The 22977-nt window shown below is 61.3% G+C and carries 22 protein-coding genes; 19 read left to right on the plus strand and 3 right to left on the minus strand.

Annotation, left to right across the window (positions count from 1 at the left end; translation table 11 throughout):
- Nucleotides 1-39: 39 nt before the first annotated feature.
- From CFU_RS03230 to CFU_RS03240, 3 genes are read right to left on the minus strand one after another with little or no spacing between them, the layout of a single operon-like run.
- On the minus strand, nucleotides 40-1776 hold the full coding sequence (locus CFU_RS03230; RefSeq protein ID WP_014004624.1) for a putative 2-aminoethylphosphonate ABC transporter permease subunit: 1737 nt from the start codon (nucleotides 1774-1776) through the stop codon (nucleotides 40-42).
- The gene (locus CFU_RS03235; RefSeq protein WP_014004625.1) at nucleotides 1773-2906 is read right to left on the minus strand and encodes a putative 2-aminoethylphosphonate ABC transporter ATP-binding protein; all 1134 of its coding nucleotides are present in this window, start codon (nucleotides 2904-2906) and stop codon (nucleotides 1773-1775) included. The genes CFU_RS03230 and CFU_RS03235 overlap by 4 nt, the downstream gene beginning before the upstream one ends.
- Nucleotides 2907-2943: 37 nt before the next feature.
- Nucleotides 2944-4008, minus strand: a complete 1065-nt coding sequence (locus tag CFU_RS03240; RefSeq protein ID WP_050808458.1) for a putative 2-aminoethylphosphonate ABC transporter substrate-binding protein — start codon at nucleotides 4006-4008, stop codon at nucleotides 2944-2946.
- A gap of 180 nt (nucleotides 4009-4188) precedes the next feature.
- Between CFU_RS03240 and CFU_RS03245 the strand changes: the two genes are divergently transcribed.
- From CFU_RS03245 to CFU_RS03335, 19 genes are all read left to right on the plus strand, one after another.
- Nucleotides 4189-4896 carry a phosphonate utilization associated transcriptional regulator gene (locus CFU_RS03245; protein WP_041741165.1) on the plus strand — a complete coding sequence of 236 codons (708 nt, stop codon included), beginning with the start codon at nucleotides 4189-4191 and terminating at the stop codon, nucleotides 4894-4896.
- A gap of 38 nt (nucleotides 4897-4934) precedes the next feature.
- A complete protein-coding gene (phnA, locus tag CFU_RS03250) occupies nucleotides 4935-6188 on the plus strand; it encodes a phosphonoacetate hydrolase (protein WP_014004628.1) in 1254 nt (417 codons plus the stop codon).
- A gap of 36 nt (nucleotides 6189-6224) precedes the next feature.
- Nucleotides 6225-7682 carry a phosphonoacetaldehyde dehydrogenase gene (gene phnY, locus CFU_RS03255; protein WP_041742961.1) on the plus strand — a complete coding sequence of 486 codons (1458 nt, stop codon included), beginning with the start codon at nucleotides 6225-6227 and terminating at the stop codon, nucleotides 7680-7682.
- A 26-nt stretch (nucleotides 7683-7708) separates the two neighbouring features.
- Complete coding sequence (locus tag CFU_RS03260) at nucleotides 7709-8260, plus strand: phosphonate degradation HD-domain oxygenase (protein ID WP_014004630.1); 552 nt, start codon at nucleotides 7709-7711, stop codon at nucleotides 8258-8260.
- Between the two features lie 33 nt (nucleotides 8261-8293).
- The gene (locus CFU_RS03265) at nucleotides 8294-9682 is read left to right on the plus strand and encodes an FAD-dependent oxidoreductase (RefSeq protein ID WP_014004631.1); all 1389 of its coding nucleotides are present in this window, start codon (nucleotides 8294-8296) and stop codon (nucleotides 9680-9682) included.
- A 124-nt stretch (nucleotides 9683-9806) separates the two neighbouring features.
- Nucleotides 9807-10541 carry a bifunctional demethylmenaquinone methyltransferase/2-methoxy-6-polyprenyl-1,4-benzoquinol methylase UbiE gene (ubiE, locus tag CFU_RS03270; protein ID WP_041741166.1) on the plus strand — a complete coding sequence of 245 codons (735 nt, stop codon included), beginning with the start codon at nucleotides 9807-9809 and terminating at the stop codon, nucleotides 10539-10541.
- A gap of 8 nt (nucleotides 10542-10549) precedes the next feature.
- Nucleotides 10550-11479, plus strand: a complete 930-nt coding sequence (locus CFU_RS03275; protein ID WP_014004633.1) for a Tim44 domain-containing protein — start codon at nucleotides 10550-10552, stop codon at nucleotides 11477-11479.
- An 83-nt stretch (nucleotides 11480-11562) separates the two neighbouring features.
- Nucleotides 11563-12153 (plus strand): SCP2 sterol-binding domain-containing protein, encoded by a 591-nt coding sequence (locus CFU_RS03280; protein ID WP_050808459.1) that lies wholly within the window; start codon nucleotides 11563-11565, stop codon nucleotides 12151-12153.
- Entirely contained in the window at nucleotides 12150-13727 is a 1578-nt protein-coding gene (gene ubiB / locus CFU_RS03285; RefSeq protein ID WP_014004635.1) for a ubiquinone biosynthesis regulatory protein kinase UbiB, read from the plus strand. Before CFU_RS03280 ends, ubiB begins: the two co-directional genes overlap by 4 nt.
- Before the next feature lie 3 nt (nucleotides 13728-13730).
- Nucleotides 13731-14345: a methyltransferase domain-containing protein gene (locus tag CFU_RS03290; protein ID WP_014004636.1), complete on the plus strand. Its 615-nt coding sequence runs from the start codon at nucleotides 13731-13733 to the stop codon at nucleotides 14343-14345.
- Between the two features lie 223 nt (nucleotides 14346-14568).
- Entirely contained in the window at nucleotides 14569-15654 is a 1086-nt protein-coding gene (locus tag CFU_RS03295; RefSeq protein WP_014004637.1) for an ABC transporter ATP-binding protein, read from the plus strand.
- Nucleotides 15647-16549: an ABC transporter permease gene (locus CFU_RS03300; RefSeq protein ID WP_050808460.1), complete on the plus strand. Its 903-nt coding sequence runs from the start codon at nucleotides 15647-15649 to the stop codon at nucleotides 16547-16549. Before CFU_RS03295 ends, CFU_RS03300 begins: the two co-directional genes overlap by 8 nt.
- Nucleotides 16546-17328, plus strand: coding sequence for an ABC transporter permease (locus tag CFU_RS03305; RefSeq protein ID WP_014004639.1), 783 nt, complete (start codon nucleotides 16546-16548; stop codon nucleotides 17326-17328). The genes CFU_RS03300 and CFU_RS03305 overlap by 4 nt, the downstream gene beginning before the upstream one ends.
- Nucleotides 17329-17346: 18 nt before the next feature.
- Nucleotides 17347-18408, plus strand: a complete 1062-nt coding sequence (locus CFU_RS03310; RefSeq protein WP_014004640.1) for an ABC transporter substrate-binding protein — start codon at nucleotides 17347-17349, stop codon at nucleotides 18406-18408.
- Nucleotides 18409-18569: 161 nt separating this feature from the next.
- Nucleotides 18570-18926: an FmdB family zinc ribbon protein gene (locus CFU_RS03315; RefSeq protein WP_041741167.1), complete on the plus strand. Its 357-nt coding sequence runs from the start codon at nucleotides 18570-18572 to the stop codon at nucleotides 18924-18926.
- Nucleotides 18927-18986: 60 nt separating this feature from the next.
- The gene (locus CFU_RS03320) at nucleotides 18987-19622 is read left to right on the plus strand and encodes a DUF502 domain-containing protein (protein ID WP_014004642.1); all 636 of its coding nucleotides are present in this window, start codon (nucleotides 18987-18989) and stop codon (nucleotides 19620-19622) included.
- 73 nt (nucleotides 19623-19695) lie between these two features.
- Entirely contained in the window at nucleotides 19696-21498 is a 1803-nt protein-coding gene (gene aspS, locus CFU_RS03325; protein ID WP_014004643.1) for an aspartate--tRNA ligase, read from the plus strand.
- A 137-nt stretch (nucleotides 21499-21635) separates the two neighbouring features.
- Complete coding sequence (gene nudB / locus CFU_RS03330; protein WP_041741168.1) at nucleotides 21636-22112, plus strand: dihydroneopterin triphosphate diphosphatase; 477 nt, start codon at nucleotides 21636-21638, stop codon at nucleotides 22110-22112.
- 11 nt (nucleotides 22113-22123) lie between these two features.
- Complete coding sequence (locus CFU_RS03335) at nucleotides 22124-22930, plus strand: endonuclease/exonuclease/phosphatase family protein (protein ID WP_014004645.1); 807 nt, start codon at nucleotides 22124-22126, stop codon at nucleotides 22928-22930.
- Nucleotides 22931-22977: the final 47 nt, after the last annotated feature.

A 22977-nucleotide genomic window follows, 5' to 3' on the forward strand; every position in this document is an offset into this window, starting at 1 on the left:
TGCGGGTTCAGTTGTAGTTGCGGTTGCGCTTCAAATGGTTCAGGTCTGGCACCAGCTTTGCGCCTTCTTCAGCAGCACGCGCGTGGTCAGCGCATACAGGATGCAGACGATGGTGGACGTCAGCACGATCAGGGTTCCCATCGCCGCCGCCGGACCGATCTTGCCCTCGGCTTCCAGGTTCAGCAGCGCCACCGAGGCCAGCGTGGTGTCAGGAGAGTAGAGAAACACCACCGCCGAAATGGTGGTCATGGCGTTGATGAACAGGTAGCGGCCGATGTCCAGGATCGCCGGCAGGCAGACCGGCACCGTCACCCGCAGGAAGGTTTTGTAGAAGGGCACCTTGAGCGAAGCCGAGACCGCTTCGAACTCGTTGTCGATGGCTTTCAGCGCGGTGACCGCGGTCAGGTAGCTGGAGGTAAAGTAGTGCACCACCGTCGACAGCACCAGGATCGCCATGCTGCGGTACAGGAAGTTAAGCGGATTGTCGGGGTGGTTGAAAAACATGATGTAACCCAGGCCCAGCACCAGTCCCGGCACGCCCATCGGCAGCATGGCCAGCAGCCGGATCACCGGCCGCGCCGCTTCCATGCCGCGAGTCTTTTCCACCAGGTAGGCGCTGCCAAAGATCAGCACGATGCCGCTGGCGACTACGTAGGCTGCCAGGCGCAGGCTGTTGAAATACGATTCCAGGATGCCGTCCTGGATCAGTCCGAAATAATAGTGGTCCCACACCAGCGTCAGGTTGTAAGGCCAGAGCTTGATGAAAGAGGTGTACACCGCCATGCCCAGCACCGACAGCAGCAACAGGCAGACCAGGCCGCAGTAGCTGAACATCAAGGCGTCGAACAGCCGGTGGCGCTTGGGCACGAACGGCACGGCGCGCGCCGACAGTTGCGATTGCAGCTTGCGCCGTATGGTGAAGTCGATGGCGAACGCCATCAGTGCCGGCAACAGCAGCAACAGACTGACCACCGCGCCCTTGTTGAAATTCTGCTGGCCGACGACCAGCTGGTAAACATCGATGGCCAGCACGTTGAAATCGCCGCCGATGACCTTGGGCACGCCGAAATCGTTGACAGTGAAAGTGAACACCACCAGCGCCGCGCTGATCAGGCCGTACTTGGCGCCGGGCAGGGTGATGGTCCAGAATTTGCGCAGGCGGCTGGTGCCCAGCGATTCCGCCACTTCATACAGGCGGCCGTCGGCCAGCGACAGCGCGGTAATCAATATCATCAGTGCATGCGGAAACACCGCATAACACTCGCTGATGACGATGCCGATCGGACCGTAGATCGAGGCGCCTCCCAGCAAGCCCTTGAGCGCGCCCTGGGTGCCGAACCATTGCACAAACGAGATCGCCGCCAGCAGCGACGGCGCCAGGATCGGGATCAGCGACAGGGTGCGGAAAAAACGCTTGAACGGCATCATGCTGCGCGTCAGGGCATAGGCGAAAGTGAAGGCCGCCGGGATCACCAGCAGCGTCACCGAGACCGCTATGAACAAGGTATTGAGCACCGACTGCCGCAATGCCGAGGTCGACATGTATTCGCCGAACTGGCGCAGGCCGACGAACAGGCCATCCTTGTCCTGCACGCTCTGCACCAGGATCATCAGCACCGGCATCAGCAGGAATACCGCCAGCCCGGCGCACACCAGCAACAGCATGCCGTGCGCGATGCGTTCATGCCAGTGGCTTTGCTGGCGGCCGGCCGCCGCCTGCCTGGCGCCGCCGGCCGGCGACGACATCATGCCGAGCGCGCTGGCCGGCCTGCTCATGCCGCCACCGTCTGCGCTTGTTCGTCGTCCTGGTACACGCGGATGCGTTCCGGCAGCAAGCCGTAACGCAGTTTGCTGCCGACCTGCAGTCCCAGTTCCTTCAACAGGTTGAGCGACATCGAAGCCACCACCGGCTGCTGTTCCATGCCTTCCAGCACCACCGTCAGGTAGCTGAAGGCGCCCAGGAATTCGATTTTCTTCACTTCCGCCATGGCGTGGTTGTGGGTACGCTGCTCGACGCTGCGCGCCACAAAATCTTCCGGCCGCAAATACACTTTGACCGGCTGTCCGGCGGCAATGTGATCGACCCGCGATTCGCAGTGGAAATCCAGCTTGCCGATGCGGAAACGGCTGTCTCCCAGCGAAACGCCGCGCAAGATGTTCACCTTGCCGACAAACGAGGCGACGAACGGCGAGCCCGGCTGCAGGTAGATGTCTTGCGGGCTGCCGCATTGCTCGATGGCGCCATGGTTCATCACCACGATGCGGTCGGCCATGGTCAGGGCTTCTTCCTGGTCGTGGGTGACCATGATGGTGGTCACGCCCAGCCGCTGCTGCAGCTGGCGGATCTCGCTGCGCAGGCGCACCCGCTCCAGCGCATCCAGCGCCGACAGCGGCTCATCCAGCAACAGCAGGCCGGGAGAAGTCGCCAGCGCCCGCACCAGTGCGATCCGCTGCTGCTGGCCGCCGGACAACTGCCCCGGGAATTTCTTGCCGCTGCTCGGCAGACCGGCCAGCGTCAGCAGTTCCTGTACCCGTTCGGCAGTGGCGCTGCGGCTCTGGCGGCGGTTCACCAGGCCGTAGGCGACATTGTCGGCGATGCTCAGGTTGGGAAACAGCGCATAGGACTGGAACACGATGCCGTAGTCGCGCTGGATCGGCGCCAGCCACGAGATATCCTTGCCGCCCTGGACGATGCGTCCCTGGTTCTGGCTTTCGAGGCCGGCGATGATGCGCAGCAGGGTGGTCTTGCCGCAGCCGGACGGCCCCAGGAAGCAGACGAACTCGCCTTCGCCGACTGTCAGGTTGATGTCGCGCAGCGCATGGAAGCTGCCGAACGATTTCGAGATGTTTTCAAGCGTCAGGTAAGGCTTGGGCGCCAGGCAAGGGCTAGGATTCTGCTGAGACATAATTACTGCTCTCCCGGTTGGTCACGAATGGCGCGCGTTACTTCTTTTCCGCCTTGGAGTTGTAGCGTGTGCCCCATTCGGCCAGGATCCGTTCGCGGTTCTTGGCGGACCAGTTGAAATCGTTGGGCTTGATCAGCAGCTTTTCATAATCGTCCGGAATCCCTTCAACTTTCTTGGCGATGCCGGGATAGGCGACGATGGCCCACCAGTTGGAGCTGATCTGGTTGGCTTCCTTGCTGCTCATCCAGTCCACCAGTTTCTGGGCCCCTGCCAGGTTCTTGGTGCCTTTCATGATGCCGCTGGCTTCCACATCCCAGCCTAGGCCTTCTTTTGGAAAAATCAATTCGACAGGGGCGCCGCTGCGTTTCACCTGATGGCCGCGGAATTCGAATGAAATGCCGATAGGGAATTCGCCGGTGCCGGCCATGGTGCAGGGTTTGGAGCCTGAGTGGGTGTATTGGGCGATGTTCTGGTGCAACGCATCCATGTATTGCCAGCCCTTGGCTTCGCCGAACATTTGCAGCCAGGCGGTGACATCGAGGTAGCCGGTGCCGCTGGAAGCGGGGTGGGGCATGACGATCTGGCCCTTGTAGACCGGCTTGGCCAGGTCGGCCCAGCTGGTGGGCTTGGGCAGGTTCAGCTTCTTCGCTTCTATCGTGTTGAAGCAGACGGTTGCGCCCCAGACATCCATGCCGATCCAGCTTGGTGGCCGGGCGCTGTCTACGTAGGCGGGATTGAGCTGTTTCATGCCGCTCGGCTCATACGGCAGCAGCATGCCTTCCTGGCCCAGCAGCGCCAGGCTGGTGGCGGCCAGGCCGACTACCACGTCGGCTTGCGGATTGTTCTTTTCGGCCAGCAATTTGGCGGTGACGACGCCGGTCGAATCGCGCACCCAGCGGATCTCCACCGTCGGGTTGGCTTTTTCGAAACCGTCCTTGTACTGTTTCATGGCGTCGGTTTCCAGCGCGGTATATACCAGCAGCGCGGTCCTGGACTGGGCATGGCTGCTGGCAGCGGTCAGGGCAAAGGCAGTGCCTAACAGGGCCGTTGCAGCCCCGGCTGCCGCGCTTGCGCGCAGGATTCGTGCAAATTGCTGTTTCATTGTCATCTCCTCAGATGGTGAGCAAATCTTCCACTGCTGCCGATATTGAAACCTGGTCAAGCTTTTACGCCCTGCCGCTTTTTGCCGCGGCTTTTTATTGCATCATGTTTTATGTATTTTGTTGACAATCTACACGTTGTTCAATTAAAGTGCAATCACCAACTCGAAAAAAGATCAGCCATGACTACCAACCGCACCATGAACACCATCGCCCTGGTCCAGAAAAACTCGCTGCCTTCGCTGGTGCAGAAAGAGCTGGAGCGCATGATCCTGACGGGCGACCTGGTCGCCGGCGACAAGCTCAACGAAGTCTCGCTGGCGGAAATGATGGGTGTGTCGCGCGGCCCGGTGCGCGAGGCATTTCGGGCGCTGGAAGAGGCGGGGCTGGTGCAGCAGGAAAAAAACTGCGGCGTGTTCGTGCGCCAGATCTCGGTTGAAGAAGCCGATGAAATCTACGAAGTGCGCGCCGCGCTGGACGAACTGATCGGCCGCAAGCTGGCTGCCACCATCAAGCCGGCTCAGGTGCAGGAACTGCGCACGCTGCTCGATCGCATGGACGGCATGGTGGCGCTGGGCGATGTCGACGGCTACCTGAAGCTGAACCTGGCCTTCCACGATGCGCTGGTGCAGTTCACCGCCAACAAGAAGCTGCTGCATACCTACCGCCGCCTGGTCAACGAGCTCAACCTGTTCCGCCGCTCGGCGCTGGCGCAAAAGGGCAGCCTGCCGACTTCGACTACCGAACATCACAAGATCGTCGACGCCATCGCCGCCGGCGATCCGCAAGCCGCCGGCGACATCATGCGCGAACACGCGGTGGCCGGCCGCAACCGCATGCACAAGGCGCAGGAAAAAGCTGCCTCGGCCGCAGCAATCACCTTGAAGTAAACCTATAAGCCAGTCTGACTCACAGCGAAGGCAATCTCATGTCCAATACCAAAACTCTCAGCGGATCTTTCAACATCAACGGTCGCACATATCAATCGATGCAGCAGCCGCTGGTCGTGGTCTGCGTCGACGGCTGTGAGCAGGAATACATCAACCAGGCGATCCAGGCCGGCGTCGCGCCGTTCCTGAAAAAGATGACGGAACAGGGCACGGTGCTGAGCGCCGATTGCGTGGTGCCGAGCTTCACCAATCCGAACAACCTGTCGATCGTGACCGGGGCGCCGCCATCGGTGCACGGCATTTGCGGCAACTATTTCTACGACCTGGAAACCAAGCAGGAAGTCATGATGAACGACGCCAAGTACCTGCGCGCCGCCACCATCCTGGCGACCTTGGCCGATGCCGGCGCCAAGGTCGCGGTGGTGACCGCCAAGGACAAGCTGCGCGGCCTGCTCGGCCACAAGATGCGCGGCATCTGCTTCTCGGCGGAAAAGGCCGACCAGGCGACGCTGGAACAGAACGGCATAGAAAACCTGCTGGAACTGGTCGGCATGCCCTTGCCGTCGGTGTACAGCGCCGAACTGTCCGAGTTCGTGTTCGCCGCCGGCGTCAAGCTGCTGGCCAGCGAACGGCCTGACATCATGTATCTTTCCACCACCGACTACATCCAGCATAAATATGCGCCAGGCACGCCGGGCGCCAACGCGTTCTACGCCATGATGGACCATTACCTGACCCAGCTCGACGCCTTGGGCGCGGTGATCGGCCTTACCGCCGACCACGGCATGAACGCCAAGACCGACAGCGCCGGCAAGCCGAACGTGATCTATCTGCAAGACGTGCTGGATGCCCGCGTGGGCGTAGAAAAGACCCGCGTCATCCTGCCGATTACCGATCCTTACGTAGTGCACCACGGCGCGCTCGGTTCCTACGCTACCGTGTACCTTGGCGCCGGCGCCGATAGTGCGGCCATCGCCGACAAGATCCGCGCCATCCCCGGCATCGAGCTGGTGCTGACGCGCGAACAGGCGGCGCAGCGCTTCGAGCTGCCGCCGGACCGCATCGGCGACCTGGTGGTGGTCAGCGAACGCCTGACCGTGATCGGCACCGCGGCCAGCCGCCATGACCTGTCAGAACTGAAGCTGCCGCTGCGTTCGCACGGCGGCATCTCCGAACAGCGGGTGCCGCTGATGTTCAACCGCAAACTGTGCGCCATCCCTGCGGACCACCGGCTGCGCAATTTCGATGTGTTCTTCCTCGCTATGAACTGCATTCATCAACACATGCAATAGATTTTCTCCACTCTGACCAACAGACCTGAGGACATGATGCTGACCGAACTGAGCAAGCTCAAGCAAGGCGAGCCTTTACACCAAGACATGCGGATTGCCGGCAAGCTGGTCGGCAACCAGCGCCGCATGGAAATCCGCAATCCTTTCAACGGCGCGCTGGTCGGTTCGGTGCCGAAAGCCACGGTGGAAGACATTCGCCACGCGTTCCAGGTTGCACGCGCATTCCGTTCGCCGCTTACGCGTTACGAACGGTCGCGCATCATGCTGCGGACTGCGGAACTGCTGCGCGCCAATACCGATGCGATTTCCGACCTCATCACAGCAGAAGCCGGGCTGTGCAAGAAAGACAGCCTGTATGAGGTTGGCCGCGCCTGCGATGTGTTCGTGTTCGCCGCCAACCAGGCGCTGGTGGACGACGGCCAGGTGTTTTCCTGCGACCTGACGCCGCACGGCAAGCAGCGCAAGGTCTACACCTTGAAAGAACCGCTGCTGGGAGCGATTTCGGCAATCACGCCGTTCAATCATCCGCTGAATCAAGTCGCGCACAAGGTCGCGCCGTCGATCGCCACCAATAACCGCATGGTGCTCAAGCCGACCGAAAAGACACCGCTGTCGGCCCTGCTGCTGGCCGACATCCTGTATGAAGCCGGCTTGCCGCCGGAAATGTTTTCGGTGGTCACCGGCGACCCGGCCGAAATCGCAGACGAGATGCTGACCAATCCCGATGTCGACCTGGTGACGTTTACCGGCGGCGTGCCTATCGGCAAATACATCGCCGGCAAGGCAGTGTACAAACGCCAGGTGCTGGAACTGGGCGGCAACGATCCGATCATCGTGATGGAAGACGCCGACCTGGAAGAAGCGGCGACGCTGGCGGTGTCCGGTTCGTACAAGAATTCCGGCCAGCGCTGCACGGCGATCAAGCGCATGATCGTGCATCAGGCCGTGGCCGACGAGTTTGTCGATCTGCTGGTGAACAAAACCAAGGCGATCAAATACGGCGATCCGATGGATCCGCACAACGACATGGGGACCGTGATCGACGCCCGTTCGGCGAGCGCCTTCGAAGCCAAGGTCAAGGACGCCCAGCAGCACGGCGCCAAGCTTTTGTTCGGTAACCTGCGCGACGGCGCGCTGTATTCGCCGACCGTGCTCGACCACGTGCCGGCCGATTGCCAGCTGGTGGCCGAAGAAACCTTCGGCCCGGTATCGCCGGTGATCCGCTGCACCGATATCGCCGACGCCATCCGCATCTCGAATTCGACGCCCTACGGCCTGTCGTCCTCGGTTTGCACCAACCGCCTCGACTACATCACCCGCTTTGTGCGCGAACTGCAGGTCGGCAGCATCAACGTCCGCGAAGTGCCCGGCTACCGGCTGGAGCTGACGCCGTTCGGCGGCATCAAGGATTCCGGCCTCGGCTACAAGGAAGGCGTGCAGGAAGCGATGAAGAGTTTCTGCAACACCAAAACCTATTCTCTGCCCTGGAACTAAGTTGGAACTGAATTGGAGTTGAATATATGCTGACCATCCCGCAAATCTGCGAACTGTTCGAACGCGGCGGCCACCAGATGTACAGCGGCGAGCCGGTCAACCAGCTCGAGCACGCGCTGCAATCGGCCACCCTGGCCGAACAGGCCGGCGCCCAGCCGGAACTGGTCTGCGCCGCCTTGCTGCACGATCTCGGGCATTTGCTGAACCCGCAAGGCGAGACGCCGTCGGCGCGCGGCGTCGACGATACCCATCAATATTTTGCAATACCGTATCTGCGCGGCTTATTCAGCCCGGCAGTGCTGGAGCCGATCAGGCTGCATGTCGACGCCAAGCGTTACCTGTGCGCGACCGATGCTGGCTATTGGAGCCGCCTGTCCGAGGATTCCAAGCGCAGCCTCGAATTGCAGGGCGGTGTGTTTTCCGCCGCCGAGGCGGCGCAGTTCATCGCCCGTCCTTATGCTGCCGATGCCGTCAGCCTGCGCCTGTGGGACGACCAGGCCAAGATGGAAGGCATGGCGACTCCCGGCCTGCCGCATTTTTCTACGCTGATGTCCGCCTGCGCGCTGGTCACCGCGTAATCGATAAAACACTGAGCGATAGGATACTGAGCCATGCGCCCATTCTGGCTGGAAGATGCATTGTTCGCCGACGGTGAGTTGGCCCCCGCCTTGCAAGGCCGGCAGAAAGCCGACGTCGGCATCGTCGGCGGCGGCTTCACCGGCTTGTGGACCGCAATCCAGCTCAAACAGCAGGACCCGGCGCTGGACATCGCCATCATCGAAAGCGACCTGTGCGGCGCCGGCGCCAGCGGCCGCAACGGCGGCTGCCTGCTGACCTGGTCGACCAAATTCTTCACCCTGCGCCGGCTGTTCGGCGAGGTCGAAGCCGTACGCCTGGTCAAGGCTTCGGAAGCGGTGGTCGACCATATCGGCAATTTTTGTCGAGAGCACAAGATCAATGCCGAATTCCGCCAGGACGGCACCCTGTATACCGCCACCACCAAGGCGCAACTGGGGGTGCTGGACCCGGTGCTGCAAGAATTGCAGCGGCAGGGCATCAGTTCCTATCATGAATTGCCGGACGCTGAAGTGCAGCGCCGCTCCGGTTCCGCGCGCAATCTCGCCGGCGTATTTTCGCCGATGGCGGCGACCGTACATCCGGGCAAGCTGGTGCGCGGCTTGCGCCGCGTAGCGCTGGAAATGGGCATACGGATCTACGAAAGAACGCCGATGCTGTCGTTCACGCCGGGAACCACAGTCACCTTGCAAACGCCGGCCGGCAGCCTGCAGGCCGGCAAGGTGGTATTGGCCATCAACGCCTGGATGGCCAGCCGTTTCCCGCAGTTCGAACGGACCCTGGCGGTGGTCTCCAGCGATATGGTGATCACGGAAAAATGTCCCGAGCTATTGCAGCGCATCGGCCTGACCGATGGCGTCTCGGTGCTCGATTCGCGCACTTTCGTGTTCTATTACCGCACCACCGAAGACGGCCGCCTGATGCTCGGCAAGGGCGGCAACACCTTTGCCTGGCGCGGCCGCATCCTGCCGGTGTTCGACCAGCGTTCGCCCTACGAGCAGCAGCTAAAACAGAGCCTGCACGAATTTTTCCCGGCGCTGGCCGGCGTGCCGATCACCGCCAGCTGGAACGGTCCGTCCGACCGTTCGGTCACCGGCTTCCCGTTTTTCGGGCGCCTGGATGACATGCCGAACGTATTCTACGGCTTCGGTTATTCCGGCAACGGCGTCGGCCCCAGCTACATGGGCGGCCAGCTGCTGTCGTCGCTGGTGCTGGGCCTCGACAACGCCTGGAGCCGCAGCCCGCTGGCAGCCGGCCCGCGCGGCCAGTTCCCGCCGGAGCCGCTGCGCTATATCGGTTCGCTGGTGGTACGCAACGCTATCCGGCGCAAGGAACTGGCGGAAGACCAGGACCGCAAGCCCTGGCTGATGGACCAGATGCTGAGCAAGCTGGCCAATGCTGCGGGCAAGGCTGACAAGGCTTAGTTGCCCGGGTGTCATGTGCCGTTGGCGCAGGTCGCCGAAAAATATCTTGTAGATTATTTGGCAAGCTGAGCATGCGCCGGCCGGACTTGTATAATGTAAGTCTGCCAAAACAAGCTTGCCCACCATGACCAACACCACGCATTTCGGTTACGAAACCGTCTCCGAGGACGATAAAGTCCACAAAGTCGCCGAGGTTTTCCATTCGGTCGCGCCTAAATACGATGTCATGAACGATCTGATGTCGGCCGGCCTGCATCGTGTCTGGAAGATTTTCACCATCGCCCAAGCGGCGATACGCCCCGGTTTCAAGGTGCTCGATATCGCCGGCGGCACCGGCGACCTGGCCAAGGCTTTCGCCAAGCGCGCCGGGCCCACCGGCGAAGTCTGGCTGACCGACATCAACGAATCGATGCTGCGCGTCGGCCGCGACCGTCTCTTGAATAAAGGCTTGTCCACCCCCACCTTGCTGTGTGACGCGGAGAAATTGCCGTTTCCGGACAACTACTTCGACCGGGTGTCGGTGGCTTTCGGTTTGCGCAACATGACGCACAAGGATGCGGCGCTGGCGGAGATGCGGCGCGTATTGAAGCCGGGCGGCAAGTTGCTGGTGCTGGAGTTCTCGAAAGTGTGGGAACCGCTGAAAAAGCCTTACGACGTTTATTCGTTTTCCGTGTTGCCGTGGCTGGGCAAGAAAATTGCCAATGATTCTGAAAGCTATCGTTATCTGGCCGAGTCGATCCGCATGCATCCCGATCAGGACACCCTGAAGCAGATGATGACGGATGCCGGCCTGGCGCGGGTGGAGTATTTCAATTTAACTGCCGGTGTGGCAGCCTTGCATACCGGCATAAAACTGTAGGAGCTCGCATGAAGAGATTTTTGCTGGTATTGCTGATGGTTGCAACTACCTTGTCGTTGACCATGTTGACAATATCGAACGCCGACGCGCGCCGCCTGGGCGGCGGCGGTTCTTTCGGCAAGCAGTCGTCGGGAATTTCGCGCCAGGCGCCAAGCCAGCCGACCCAGAATTTCGGCAATGCCAACCAGGCCCGTCCGGCCACGCCGGCCGCCACGCCGCAAGGCGTTCCGCCTAAGCCGGCCAGTCCATGGAAGGGCATCCTCGGCGGCGCCTTGCTGGGTCTCGGCCTGGGGGCGCTGATGTCGCATTTCGGCATGGGCGGCGCTTTCGGTTCTTTCCTGATGATGGCGTTGCTGGCAGTCGCGGTGATTTTTGTTGTGCGATTGCTAATGCGCAAGAGCAGCAATACCCCGGCGCCGGCCGCTTATTCCGGCGCGAATTCTCCTGCCGCCAGTTTTGACAGCAACTCTTCCGGTTTCACGCCGGAAATCGGCTCGCGCATCAATTCCGGCCCGTCGTTCCAGTCTTCGGCGCCGGCGGGGCATAGCGCGCCCTGGGGCATTCCCGACGATTTCGACGTGCCGGGCTTCGTGCGCAGCGCCAAGACTTACTTCATCCGCCTGCAAGCCGCCTGGGACAAGGCCGATATCAACGATATCCGCGAATTCACCACGCCCGAAATGTTCGGTGAGCTGCGCCTGCAACTGCAGGAACGCGGCGCATCGCCTAACAATACCGACGTGGTGCAGCTGGACGGCGAGCTGATGGGCATCGAAACCATAGGCAGCGATTACCTGGCCAGCGTCAAGTTCACCGGCCTGATCAAGGAAGTGCCGGAAGCGTCGGCGGAACCGTTCACCGAAGTCTGGAACCTGTCCAAGCCGCAAACCGGACAGGGCGGCTGGGTTTTGGCGGGGATCCAGCAGATCAATACATAAATGCCAAGGCTGTAGCAGGCTTTAAGCCTGACAAACTGATAAACTTGGGACCGCCCGTGAATAATCACGGGCGGTTTTATTTTATGACGATGACTCCTTCAATCAATTTCACGCCGATCACCGCCGCCGTCAACCATCTGCTGGCGCAAGAACCGTGGGCGCAGCGCATCCTGGCCGCGCATGCGGAGAAGGTCGCGTGCTTCGACGGCGGCGCCGTCAAGCTGGCCTGGCAGGTCAGCGCTGACGGCCTGCTGCAGGCGCCGCCGCCGGACACGGCGGTGAACGTCACGATCCGCGTCAACCTGGCCGACCTGCCGCTGATTGCGCAGAACCGCGAACGCGCTTTTTCCTACGTGAAGATCGAGGGCGACGCCGATTTCGCCAACGCCATTTCGCAAGTCAGCCAAGGAATACGCTGGGATGCCGAGCACGACCTGAGCAAGCTGGTGGGCGACATCGCCGCCGTGCGCATCGTCGGCGGCGGCAAGACGCTGGTCGCCGGCGCGCTGGCGACCCACAAGAAGCTGGCGGAAAACGTCGCCGAATATTTCCTGGAAGAGCAGCCGATGCTGGTGCGGCCGCAGGCGGTATCCGATTTTACGAATGATGTCACCAGGCTGCGCGACGACCTGGAACGGCTCGCCAAACGCATCAACAAACTGAAGACTCCATGATCCTGAAATTCCTGCGCCTGTTCAAAATTGTCCGCGTCGCCGTGCGTTACGGCCTGGACGATATCGCCATGTCGGGCTTCGACACGCCGCGCATTTCCAAGCTGATCGATACCCTGATTTTCTGGCGCGACATTTCGGCGCCGCGCGGCGAACGCTTGCGCATGGCGCTGGAAGAACTGGGACCGATCTTCGTCAAGTTCGGCCAGGTGCTGTCGACCCGCCGCGACCTGCTGCCGGGCGACATGGTCGACGAACTGGCGCGCCTGCAGGACCGGGTGCCGCCCTTCAGTTCCGACCTGGCGATCGCGCAGATCGAAAAATCGCTGAAAGCCCATCCGGACCAGCTGTTCGCCAGCTTCGAGCGGGTGCCGGTGGCTTCCGCCTCGATCGCCCAGGTGCATTTCGCCACGCTGAAGAACGGCAAGGAAGTGGCGGTCAAGGTGCTGCGTCCCGGCATGAAGAAGTCGATAGACGAAGACGTCGCGCTGATGCATATCGCCGCCGGCCTGGTGGAAAAACTGTGGGCCGACGGCCGCCGCCTGAAGGCGCGCGAAGTGGTCGGCGAATTCGACAAATACCTGCACGACGAACTGGACCTGATGCGCGAGGCCGCCAACGGCAGCCAGCTGCGCCGCAATTTTGCCAATTCCGATCTGCTGGTGGTGCCGGAAATGTACTGGGATTACTGCTCGTCGTCGGTGATCGTGATGGAGCGCATGCACGGTATCCCGATCTCGCAGCTGGACCGCCTGCGCGATGCCGGCGTCGATCTCGGCAAGCTGTCGCGCGACGGCGTCGAGATCTTTTTCACCCAGGTGTTCCGCGACGGTTTTTTCCATGCCGACATGCATCCCGGGAACATACTGGTGTCGGTGGCGCCGGCTACCTTCGGCCGCTACATCGCGCTCGATTTCGGCATTGTCGGCACCCTCAACGATTTCGATAAAGACTATCTGTCGCAAAACTTCCTGGCGTTTTTCCAGCGCGACTACAAACGCGTGGCCGAAGCCCACATCGAATCCGGCTGGGCGCCCAAGGAAACCCGGGTCGACGAGCTGGAATCGGCGGTGCGCGCCTGCTGCGAACCGATCTTCGACCGGCCGCTGAAAGACATTTCCTTCGGCCAGGTGCTGCTGCGCCTGTTCCAGACTTCGCGCCGCTTCAATGTCGAGGTGCAGCCGCAGCTGGTGCTGCTGCAAAAGACCTTGCTTAACGTCGAGGGCCTGGGCCGCCAGCTCGATCCCGACCTCGACCTGTGGAAAACCGCCAAGCCGCACCTGGAACGCTGGATGAGCGAGCAGATGGGCTGGCGCGGCCTGATCCAGCAGCTGAAGATCGAGATGCCGCGCTACAGCAAGCTGCTGCCGCAGCTGCCGCGCCTGGCGCACCAGGCGCTGACGCAAGCGGTCGAACCCAAAAACGAGCAAAACAATGAACTGATGTGGAAGCTGATCGCGGAACAGCGCCAGACCAACCACTTCCTCGGCGTGCTGGTATACGTCGGCGGCGGCCTGGCGGCAGGCGTGCTGCTGACGCTCCTGTACCTGCGCTTTGCACACAGGATCTGGTGGTAAGCCGTGGCGACGCCGGATAAGGCTCCCAAGTTCGCCAGCCGCGATCCCTCGCACCCCGATTTCTGGAGCGATCGCTTCGAGCAGGACTTCATGCCCTGGGACATGGGCGGCGTGCCGCAGGCGCTGCAGCAGTACCTGACGCGCAGCCGGCCGGTCGCGACCCTGATTCCCGGCTGCGGCAGCGGCTACGAAGTGGCTTTATTGTCGGAAGCCGGCTGGGACGTGACCGCCATCGATTTTTCCGGCGCCGCCGTGAACGCCGCCCGCACTGTGCTGGGCAAATGGTCGGAACGGGTGCTGCAGGCCGATTTCTTCACCTACCGGCCGCCGCGGCCGCTCGGGCTGATTTATGAGCGCGCCTTCTTGTGCGCGCTGCCGCCGGCCAAACGTGCCGATATCGTCAGCCGCTGGGCCGAGCTGTTGCCGGCGGGGGCCACATTGGCCGGTTTCTTCTTTTTCGACGATAATCCGAAGGGACCGCCGTTCGGCATCGGCCGGGCCGAACTGGAACGCTTATTGCATGCCGGTTTCGAACTGGCCGACGAGCGCGAGGTAGACGATTCGATCCCGGTGTTTGCCGGCAAAGAGCGCTGGATGGAGTGGCGGCGGCGTGCGTAGGGTGGGCACCCGTGCCCACGCGTAACCGTGATGGCCGGAGTACGGACTCGAGGCTCCAAATAGGCATGTGCGTGGAGTGAATGCCCGCGTGGGCACGGGGGTGCCCACCCTACATGGCTCGGACCGTTGTTTTTACCGAAGCTATAGGCCGGCTTTTTTCACATAAATGACGGACGCCTTGCTACAATTGGCGGTTTTTCGCACCCCCTGGACCTGAAGACATATGGCGCTGCTCGAAATCCGTAATGTCAGTCGTCGTTTTGGCGACTTTGCCGCAGTTGACAACATCAGCCTGTCGATTGAAGCCGGCGAATTCTTTACTTTGCTGGGACCTTCCGGCTGCGGCAAAACCACTTTGCTGCGCATGATCGCCGGTTTCGACCTGCCGGATTCCGGCCAGATCCTGCTGGACGGCGTCGACCTGGTAGGCATTCCACCGGAACAGCGGCCGGTCTGCACCGTGTTCCAGAATTATGCGCTGTTTCCGCACATGACGGTCTCGGCCAATATCGCGTTCCCCCTGAAAATGGCCAAAGTGCCGGCCGACCAGATCCGCAGCCGGGTCGAAGAGGCCCTGGAAGACGTGCGCCTGACCGGTTTCGCCGCGCGCTTCCCGCATGAATTGTCTGGCGGCCAGCGGCAGCGGGTGGCGGTCGCGCGGGCGCTGGTGTCGCGCCCCAAGCTGCTGCTGCTGGATGAACCCCTGTCGGCGCTGGACGCCAAGCTGCGCGAGCAGATGCAGATCGAGTTGATCAATTTGCAAAAAGAAGTCGACATCACCTTTATCTACGTCACCCACGACCAGGGCGAAGCGCTGGCGCTGTCGCACCGGATCGCCGTCATGAACCGCGGCAACGTCGAGCAGCTGGACGAACCTTCGCGCATCTACAGCTATCCGCGCACCCGTTTCGTGGCCGATTTCATCGGCACCTGCAACCTGCTGGACGGCGCCATCGCCAGCGTCGACGGCGCCTCCATGAAACTGGATGTGCCCGGCCTGGGCCTGGTCAAGAGCGCTTTGCCGGCAGACGCCGCGGTCGGCCGCAAGGGCACGCTGGCCTTGCGCCCTGAAAAAATCCACATCAGCGCCGAGATCAGCACCGACACCGCGGAAAACCACTTCAAGGGTTTCGTCAAGGAGCTGTTGTACCTGGGCGACGTTACCGTCTATATCGTACAGACCGAGGGCGGCACCACTATCGAGGCCTTGCTGGCCAATTCGGCGGCCGGCCGCGCCAAGTTCTTCGAAGTCGGCGACACGGTCGACATTGCCTGGCAATTCGACGCAGGGCATTTCTTGTATGAGTAAGTCGCCCAACGTCGCAGCCAAACGCGGCCGCATGGCGCGTTGGCTGATCAGCGGCCCGCCGCTGTTCTACCTGCTGCTGTTCTTCGCCATCCCGAGCCTGATCATGGTGTTCGCCTCTGTGCGTTATGCTGGCGATTACGGCGGCCTGGCGCCGGTGTTCGACGAGGCCGGCAAGCTCAACCTGACGCTGGAGAATTTCCAGCGCTTCACTTCCGATTTCATCTACACCGCGATCTTCCTGAAATCGTTGATGTACGCGTTGATCACCACTTTCTGCTGCCTGCTGATGGCTTATCCGTTGGCGCTGCTGATCGCGCGCAGCCCCAAAAAATACCGCGACCTGCTGATCCTGCTGGTGATCCTGCCGTTCTGGAGCAACTTCCTGATCCGCGTCTATGCCTGGATGATCATCCTCGGCCCGCAATCGGGCCTGACGCAAGCGGTCAACTATATATTGGGGCTGGCCGGGATTGAACCGGTGCGCCTGTTGTTTACCGGATTTTCGGTGATCGTCGGCCTGGTCTATGTACACTTGCCGTTCATGGTTCTGCCCTTGTACGCCAACCTGGAAAAACACGATCCGGCCCTGGTCGACGCCGCCCAGGACCTGGGCGCCTCTGCCTGGCAGCGCTTCTGGCGCATCACGTTTCCGCTGTCTTTGCCTGGCGTCTACGCCGGCGCCGCACTGGTATTCATCCCGGCGCTAGGAATTTTTGCGGTGTCCGACATCCTGGGCGGCACCGGCAGCGACATGATCGGCAACGTCATCAAACAGCAGTTCCTGGAAACCCGCGACTGGCCGTTCGGCAGCGTGCTCTCCATCGTGCTCACGGTGGCGGCCCTGATCGCCGCCGGCATCGCGGTGCTGGTGGCACGGCCGAAGAGGGAAGCATGACCAACGTAATCCGCCGCCCTCTGGGCCTGTGGCTGGTGGCGCTGGCCGTCTACGCCTTCCTGTATGTGCCGCTGATCATCGTGGTGGTGTATTCCTTCAACGACTCGCAGCTCAACGCCGAGTGGGTGGGCTTCACGCTGGACTGGTATCGCAAGCTGTTCCATAACGACGAGATGCTGCGCGCCGCCGGCAACTCCTTGCTGATCGCGCTAGTTGCCAGCGCCGCCTCGACCTTGCTGGGCACCATGGCCGGTTTTGCCATGCACCGCTACAAGCTCAAGCTGCTGCCCTTGCTGGTGCTGACGCCGATCGCCATTCCGGAAATCCTGGTCGGCGTTTCGCTGCTGATTTTCTTCGTGATGCTCAACATCACCCTGGGACTGGTATCGATCGCCCTGGCGCATATCGCTTTCTGCATAGGTTTCGTGGCGATCGTGGTGCGTTCGCGCCTGTCCGGCATGGATGAGAGCCTGACCGAAGCGGCGCGCGACTGCGGCGCGACGCCGATGCAGGCGTTCCGCCTGGTGACGCTGCCGCTGATCATGCCGGGCGTGGTGGCAGGGGCCCTGATGGCGTTTACCTTGTCGATCGACGATTTCGTGATCACCTTCTTCACCGCCGGCGCCAATGCCTCCACCTTGCCGCTGCAGATCTATTCGATGATCAAGATTGCCGTCACGCCGGAAGTCAATGCCGTTTCGACCTTGTTGATGGGCTTGACCTTGCTGCTTATAATCATCGCGTCCAAGCTTGCGCCCAACGCCCTCCGTTCTTCCTAATCGCCTATCAGGACAGCCATGAAAAAACTGCTCGCCATCGCATCGCTGCTGCTTGCCAGCTTCTCTGCCCACGCCGCCGACGAACTGCGCCTGTATAACTGGAACAACTACATTGCGCCGGAAACCGTGCAGCGCTTCGAGGCTTTCTGCAAGTGCAAGGTGGTGCAGACCTATTACGGCGACAACGAGGAAATGCTGGCCAAGCTGGCCGCCGGCGCCAAGGGTTACGACATCATCGTGCCGACCGGCAATGCGCTGGATGCGCTGATCAAGCAGCAAGCCTTGCTGCCGCTCGACAAGAGCCAGCTGCCGAACCTGAAAAACGTTAACCCGGCCTACCTCAACACCGATTTCGACAAGGGCAACAAATATTCCGTGCCTTACGCCTACACCGTGACGGTGATGGGCTACAACGACCAGAAGATGAAGGAACTGGGCATCGCGGTGGACAGCTGGGCGGCGATTTTCGATCCGAAGATCCTGGCCAAGATCAAAGGCAAGGTGACCGTGCTCGACTCCGCCAATGAACTGATGGCCGCGGCCCTCAAATACCTCGGTTATTCCGCCAACGATACCGACGAACAGCACTGGCAGCAGGCCAAGGACGTGATCATCAAAGCCAAGCCTTACTGGGCAGCGTTCAACGGCAGCAGCTATATCAAGGAACTGACTGTCGGCAATATCTGGCTGGCCCACGGTTATTCGAATGACATCTTCCAGGCCGACGTCGATGCGCAAAAGGCCGGCCGCAAATTCCATATCCGCCACGGCATGCCGAAAGAGGGCGCAGTGCTGGCGCTGGACAGCATGGTGATCCACAAAGCCGCGCCACGTCCCGACCTGGCGCTCAAGTTCATCAATTTCATGCTGGACGGCAAGAATGCCGCCGAGCTGAGCAACCTGATCGGCTCGGGTAACCCGAATGCCGACGCCGCCAAGTACATCAAGCCTGAAATCGCCAACAACCCGGTGATTTTCCCGGACAAGGCCGGTTTCGCCAAGCTGGAGATGCTGAAAGACCTGAACAGCAAGCAAAGGCGCGCCATCAACCGCATCTGGACCGAGATCCGGGCACGCTGAGCCTGTCGGCTTGCTGTTTTGATATGATGCGAATGTGGCGCCGCGGGCAATTCTGTGCTGCGCCGCCACAAGCTATTGCCGAAGCCGGTGTACACTGCAAAAAAACCTTTATAATTCAGGGTTTTGTACTGTTTTTGTACTGATTTTTGCGGAGTTTCACCATGCCGATTTATGCGTATCGCTGCGAAGCCTGTGGTTTCGCCAAAGATGTGCTGCAAAAGATGTCCGACGAGCCGCTGACGGTCTGTCCGACCTGCAGCAAAGCCGCGTTCAAGAAGCAAGTCACTGCGGCTGGTTTCCAGCTCAAGGGCACGGGCTGGTATGTAACCGATTTCCGTGGCGGCGCAGGCGCGACAGTGCCGCCGGCAAATGCGGCCGAACCGGCAGCAGCCGGCAGTACCGCTGCCGCCGCACCTGCGGCCACCGTCACTACCGCGGCGCCGGCCGCCAGTACGGCAGCTCCGGCCACCGCCAGCAGCACCAGCGGTGGCGGCAGCACGCCGGCCGCGGCGACATAATGTCATCCATGTAACCTGCAGGCGCGCGTACCCGGTACGCGTCGTCCGACAAAGAAAGCCATGCGTAAATATTTCATTACCGGTCTACTGGTTCTCGTGCCCCTGGCAATCACGCTGTGGGTGCTGAACCTGGTCATTGGCACGATGGACCAGTCGCTCTTGCTGCTGCCCGAACAATGGCGGCCGAAAGCATTGCTGGGGCATGACATTCCCGGCCTCGGCACCATCCTGACCTTGCTGGTGATTTTCCTGACCGGCCTGGCGACGCGCAATTTCATCGGCCGCCAGATCGTCTCGGTATGGGAAGGCGTGCTGACTCGGATTCCGGTCGTCAGCTCGATCTATTCCAGCGTCAAGCAAGTCTCGGACACCCTGTTTTCCTCGTCCGGCAACGCCTTCCGCAAGGCCCTGCTGGTGCAGTACCCGCGCGAAGGATCGTGGACCATCGCCTTCCTGACAGGGGTTCCCGGCGGCGACGTCAAGAACCACCTGTCCGGCGATTACGTCAGCGTCTACGTGCCGACCACGCCGAATCCGACTTCCGGTTTTTTCCTGATGCTGCCGCGCGCAGACACCATCGAGCTCGACATGAGCGTCGACGAAGCTTTGAAGTACATCGTGTCCATGGGCGTGGTCGCGCCCGAGCAGCAGTCCGGCAGGAAACTGGTGATCGATTCGCCGCCCGGCAGCAATTGAGGCTGATCCTCTGCACGACCGCCTGCTTATAATTAATTCATACCTACAACATCTGAACTGCGAAAACCTGAACATGTCCATGCGAACCCAATACTGCGGCCTCACTACTGAGGTACTTCTCGGCCAAACCGTCAGCCTGTGCGGCTGGGTCCATCGTCGTCGCGACCATGGCGGCGTCATCTTCATCGACCTGCGCGACCGCGAAGGCCTGGTGCAGGTAGTGTGCGATCCGGACCGCGCCGAGGTATTCAAGAACGCGGAAGCGGTGCGCAACGAATTCTGCCTGCGCATCACCGGCGTGGTGCGCCTGCGCCCGGACGGCACCAGCAACAGCAACCTGAAGTCGGGCAAGATCGAAGTGCTGGCGCACGAACTGGAAGTGCTGAACCCGTCGGTCACGCCGCCGTTCCAGCTGGACGACGACAACCTGTCGGAAACCACCCGCCTGACGCACCGCGTGCTGGACCTGCGCCGCCCGCAGATGCAAAACAACCTGCGCTTGCGCTATAAGGTGACCATGGAAGTGCGCAAATTCCTGGACGCCAACGGCTTCATCGATATCGAAACGCCGATGCTGACCAAGTCGACCCCGGAAGGCGCCCGCGATTACCTGGTGCCGTCGCGCGTCAACGCCGGCCAGTTCTTCGCCTTGCCGCAATCGCCGCAGCTGTTCAAGCAGCTGCTGATGGTGGCCAACTTCGACCGTTATTACCAGATCGTCAAATGCTTCCGCGACGAAGACTTGCGCGCTGACCGCCAGCCCGAATTCACCCAGATCGATTGCGAAACTTCCTTCATGTCGGAACAGGAAATCCGCGACATGTTCGAAGGCATGATCCGCCTGGTGTTCAAGAACGCGCTGGACATCGACCTGCCTAACCCGTTCCCGGTGATGGACTTCGCCACAGCGATGGCCCTGTACGGTTCGGACAAGCCGGACATGCGCGTCAAGCTGGCCTTCACCGACCTGACCGCAGTGATGAAAGACGTCGACTTCAAGGTCTTCGCCGGCGCAGCCAACATGGAAAACGGCCGCGTGGTCGGCCTGCGCGTGCCGGGCGGCGCCGCCATGCCGCGTTCCGAGATCGATGCCTACACCCAGTTCGTCGCCATCTACGGCGCCAAGGGCCTGGCTTACATCAAGGTCAATGAAAAAGCCAAGGGCCGCGACGGCCTGCAATCGCCTATCGTCAAGAACCTGCACGACGCCGCGCTGGCGCAGATCCTGGCGCAGACCGGTGCAGAAGACGGCGACCTGATTTTCTTCGGCGCCGACAAAGCCAAGGTAGTCAACGACGCCATCGGCGCGCTGCGCGTGAAGATCGGCCACAGCGAATTCGGCAAGAAGGTCGGCCTGTTCGACGACACCTGGCGTCCATTGTGGGTGGTCGACTTCCCGATGTTCGAATACGACGAAGACGGCGACCGCTGGAACGCCTTGCACCATCCGTTCACGTCGCCGAAAGACGGCCATGAAGATTTCATCGAGACCGATCCGGGCAAGGCTATCGCCAAGGCCTACGATATGGTCTTGAACGGCTGGGAACTGGGCGGCGGTTCGATCCGTATCCACCGCGCGGAAGTGCAGAGCAAAGTGTTCCGCGCCCTGAAGATCGATGCCGAAGAAGCGCAGCTGAAATTCGGCTTCCTGCTCGACGCCCTGCAATACGGCGCGCCTCCGCACGGCGGCCTGGCGTTCGGCCTGGACCGTATCGTCACCATGATGTGCGGCGCCGAATCGATCCGCGACGTCATCGCCTTCCCGAAAACCCAGCGCGCGCAATGCCTGCTGACGCAAGCGCCGTCGGCGGTCGACGAAAAGCAGTTGAAAGAACTGCATATCCGCCTGCGCCTGCCGGACGCCAAGGTAGTCTGATTTCCAGGTAAAAAGCAGTAAAAGAAAAAGCGCGGGGTTTAGTTCACCTCGCGCTTTTTTTATGCTCGGGCCAAACAGGTTTATAGTAATGCTTTATGACGCCAAGGCGTTTTTCGATTTCTTGCCGACTTTTTTGCATGTATAAAATTCCCGAATCGGTGCTGGTTGTCATCTATACGAAAGATCTCCAGGTCTTGCTGATGGAGCGCGCCGACAAGCTGGATTACTGGCAGTCGGTCACCGGCTCCAAGGATTTCCCGGAGGAAGCCCTGGCGGCGACGGCGATGCGCGAAGTGCAGGAAGAAACCGGCATCGTGGTGTCCGCCGAAGCAGGCGCCGTGCCGCTGTCCAACCTGCACGACTGGGGCGTCGCCAACGTGTACGAGATCTACCCGGTCTGGCGCCACCGTTATGCGCCCGGCGTCACAAAAAACACCGAACATGTGTTCGGCCTGCTGGTGCCGGACGAGATCCCGGTGACCCTGGCGCCGCGCGAACATCTGCAATACAAGTGGCTGCCGTACCGGGCGGCTGCGGATGCGTGTTTTTCGCCATCGAACGCCGAGGCCATCCTGCAGTTGCCGCGCCACCTTGCCACGCATTTTGCCAAATAAGCTGAAGAGTCATGAAACTGCGCATCGCAACCTACAACATCCACAAAGGCGTCTCGTCGCTGGGCAGCCGCCCGCGCGTGCACGCCTTGAAACAGGCCTTGAGCCGGATGGAGGCCGATATCTTTTTCCTGCAGGAAGTGCAGGGCCGCCACGACCTGATGGCGGCGCGCCATGCGGCGCACTGGCCGGAGCAGGCGCAGCACGACTACCTGGCCGGCGATTCGCACCACGCCGCCTACGGCATGAACGCTGTATACGACCACGGCCACCACGGCAACGCCTTGCTGAGCCGTTTCGAAATCGGCTGGCAGAGCAACCAGGATGTGTCCGACCACGCCTACGAGGCGCGCGGCATCCTGCATTGCGTCCTCAAGACCGAATTCACCGATATCCATTGTTATGTGGTGCACCTGGGTTTGTTCGGCGGCGGCCGCCGGCGCCAGACCGCGGCCCTGATCGAGGCGGTGCGCAGCTCGTCGCCGCCGGACGCGCCGCTGATCATCGCCGGCGATTTCAACGACTGGGGCAACCGCCTCAGCGAATTGCTGCGGGCGCGGCTCGATGTCACCGAAATATTCGATGAGCGGATCGCAGCGCGGAGCATGATGCAAGGCGTCGGCTCCTACCTGCAGCAACTGATAGGACGCACGCCGAAACTCAAGCCGGCGCGCACTTTCCCCGCCGCTTTTCCGTGGCTGCGGCTGGACCGGATTTACCTGCGCGGCTTTACGGTAGAATCGGCGGAAGTCCTGCATGGCGCGGAATGGGCGAAACTGTCCGACCATGCGCCCATCGTGGCGACGCTCAAGCTGCGATAATTTGCTGTATCAACCATGACCACAGAAGGACCGGCCGGATGTCGTCT

Source organism: Collimonas fungivorans Ter331 (assembly GCF_000221045.1).
Taxonomy (GTDB): domain Bacteria; phylum Pseudomonadota; class Gammaproteobacteria; order Burkholderiales; family Burkholderiaceae_D; genus Collimonas; species Collimonas fungivorans_A.

What these genes read in the sequence shown, in the direction of transcription:
- CFU_RS03230 (WP_014004624.1), bottom strand. Translation starts at nt 1,776, where the DNA reads ATGAGCAGGCCGGCCAGCGCGCTCGGCATGATGTCGTCGCCGGCCGGC.
- CFU_RS03235 (WP_014004625.1), bottom strand. Translation starts at nt 2,906, where the DNA reads ATGTCTCAGCAGAATCCTAGCCCTTGCCTGGCGCCCAAGCCTTACCTG.
- CFU_RS03240 (WP_050808458.1), bottom strand. Translation starts at nt 4,008, where the DNA reads ATGAAACAGCAATTTGCACGAATCCTGCGCGCAAGCGCGGCAGCCGGG.
- CFU_RS03245 (WP_041741165.1), top strand. Translation starts at nt 4,189, where the DNA reads ATGACTACCAACCGCACCATGAACACCATCGCCCTGGTCCAGAAAAAC.
- phnA (WP_014004628.1), top strand. Translation starts at nt 4,935, where the DNA reads ATGTCCAATACCAAAACTCTCAGCGGATCTTTCAACATCAACGGTCGC.
- phnY (WP_041742961.1), top strand. Translation starts at nt 6,225, where the DNA reads ATGCTGACCGAACTGAGCAAGCTCAAGCAAGGCGAGCCTTTACACCAA.
- CFU_RS03260 (WP_014004630.1), top strand. Translation starts at nt 7,709, where the DNA reads ATGCTGACCATCCCGCAAATCTGCGAACTGTTCGAACGCGGCGGCCAC.
- CFU_RS03265 (WP_014004631.1), top strand. Translation starts at nt 8,294, where the DNA reads ATGCGCCCATTCTGGCTGGAAGATGCATTGTTCGCCGACGGTGAGTTG.
- ubiE (WP_041741166.1), top strand. Translation starts at nt 9,807, where the DNA reads ATGACCAACACCACGCATTTCGGTTACGAAACCGTCTCCGAGGACGAT.
- CFU_RS03275 (WP_014004633.1), top strand. Translation starts at nt 10,550, where the DNA reads ATGAAGAGATTTTTGCTGGTATTGCTGATGGTTGCAACTACCTTGTCG.
- CFU_RS03280 (WP_050808459.1), top strand. Translation starts at nt 11,563, where the DNA reads ATGACGATGACTCCTTCAATCAATTTCACGCCGATCACCGCCGCCGTC.
- ubiB (WP_014004635.1), top strand. Translation starts at nt 12,150, where the DNA reads ATGATCCTGAAATTCCTGCGCCTGTTCAAAATTGTCCGCGTCGCCGTG.
- CFU_RS03295 (WP_014004637.1), top strand. Translation starts at nt 14,569, where the DNA reads ATGGCGCTGCTCGAAATCCGTAATGTCAGTCGTCGTTTTGGCGACTTT.
- CFU_RS03300 (WP_050808460.1), top strand. Translation starts at nt 15,647, where the DNA reads ATGAGTAAGTCGCCCAACGTCGCAGCCAAACGCGGCCGCATGGCGCGT.
- CFU_RS03305 (WP_014004639.1), top strand. Translation starts at nt 16,546, where the DNA reads ATGACCAACGTAATCCGCCGCCCTCTGGGCCTGTGGCTGGTGGCGCTG.
- CFU_RS03310 (WP_014004640.1), top strand. Translation starts at nt 17,347, where the DNA reads ATGAAAAAACTGCTCGCCATCGCATCGCTGCTGCTTGCCAGCTTCTCT.
- CFU_RS03315 (WP_041741167.1), top strand. Translation starts at nt 18,570, where the DNA reads ATGCCGATTTATGCGTATCGCTGCGAAGCCTGTGGTTTCGCCAAAGAT.
- CFU_RS03320 (WP_014004642.1), top strand. Translation starts at nt 18,987, where the DNA reads ATGCGTAAATATTTCATTACCGGTCTACTGGTTCTCGTGCCCCTGGCA.
- aspS (WP_014004643.1), top strand. Translation starts at nt 19,696, where the DNA reads ATGTCCATGCGAACCCAATACTGCGGCCTCACTACTGAGGTACTTCTC.
- nudB (WP_041741168.1), top strand. Translation starts at nt 21,636, where the DNA reads ATGTATAAAATTCCCGAATCGGTGCTGGTTGTCATCTATACGAAAGAT.
- CFU_RS03335 (WP_014004645.1), top strand. Translation starts at nt 22,124, where the DNA reads ATGAAACTGCGCATCGCAACCTACAACATCCACAAAGGCGTCTCGTCG.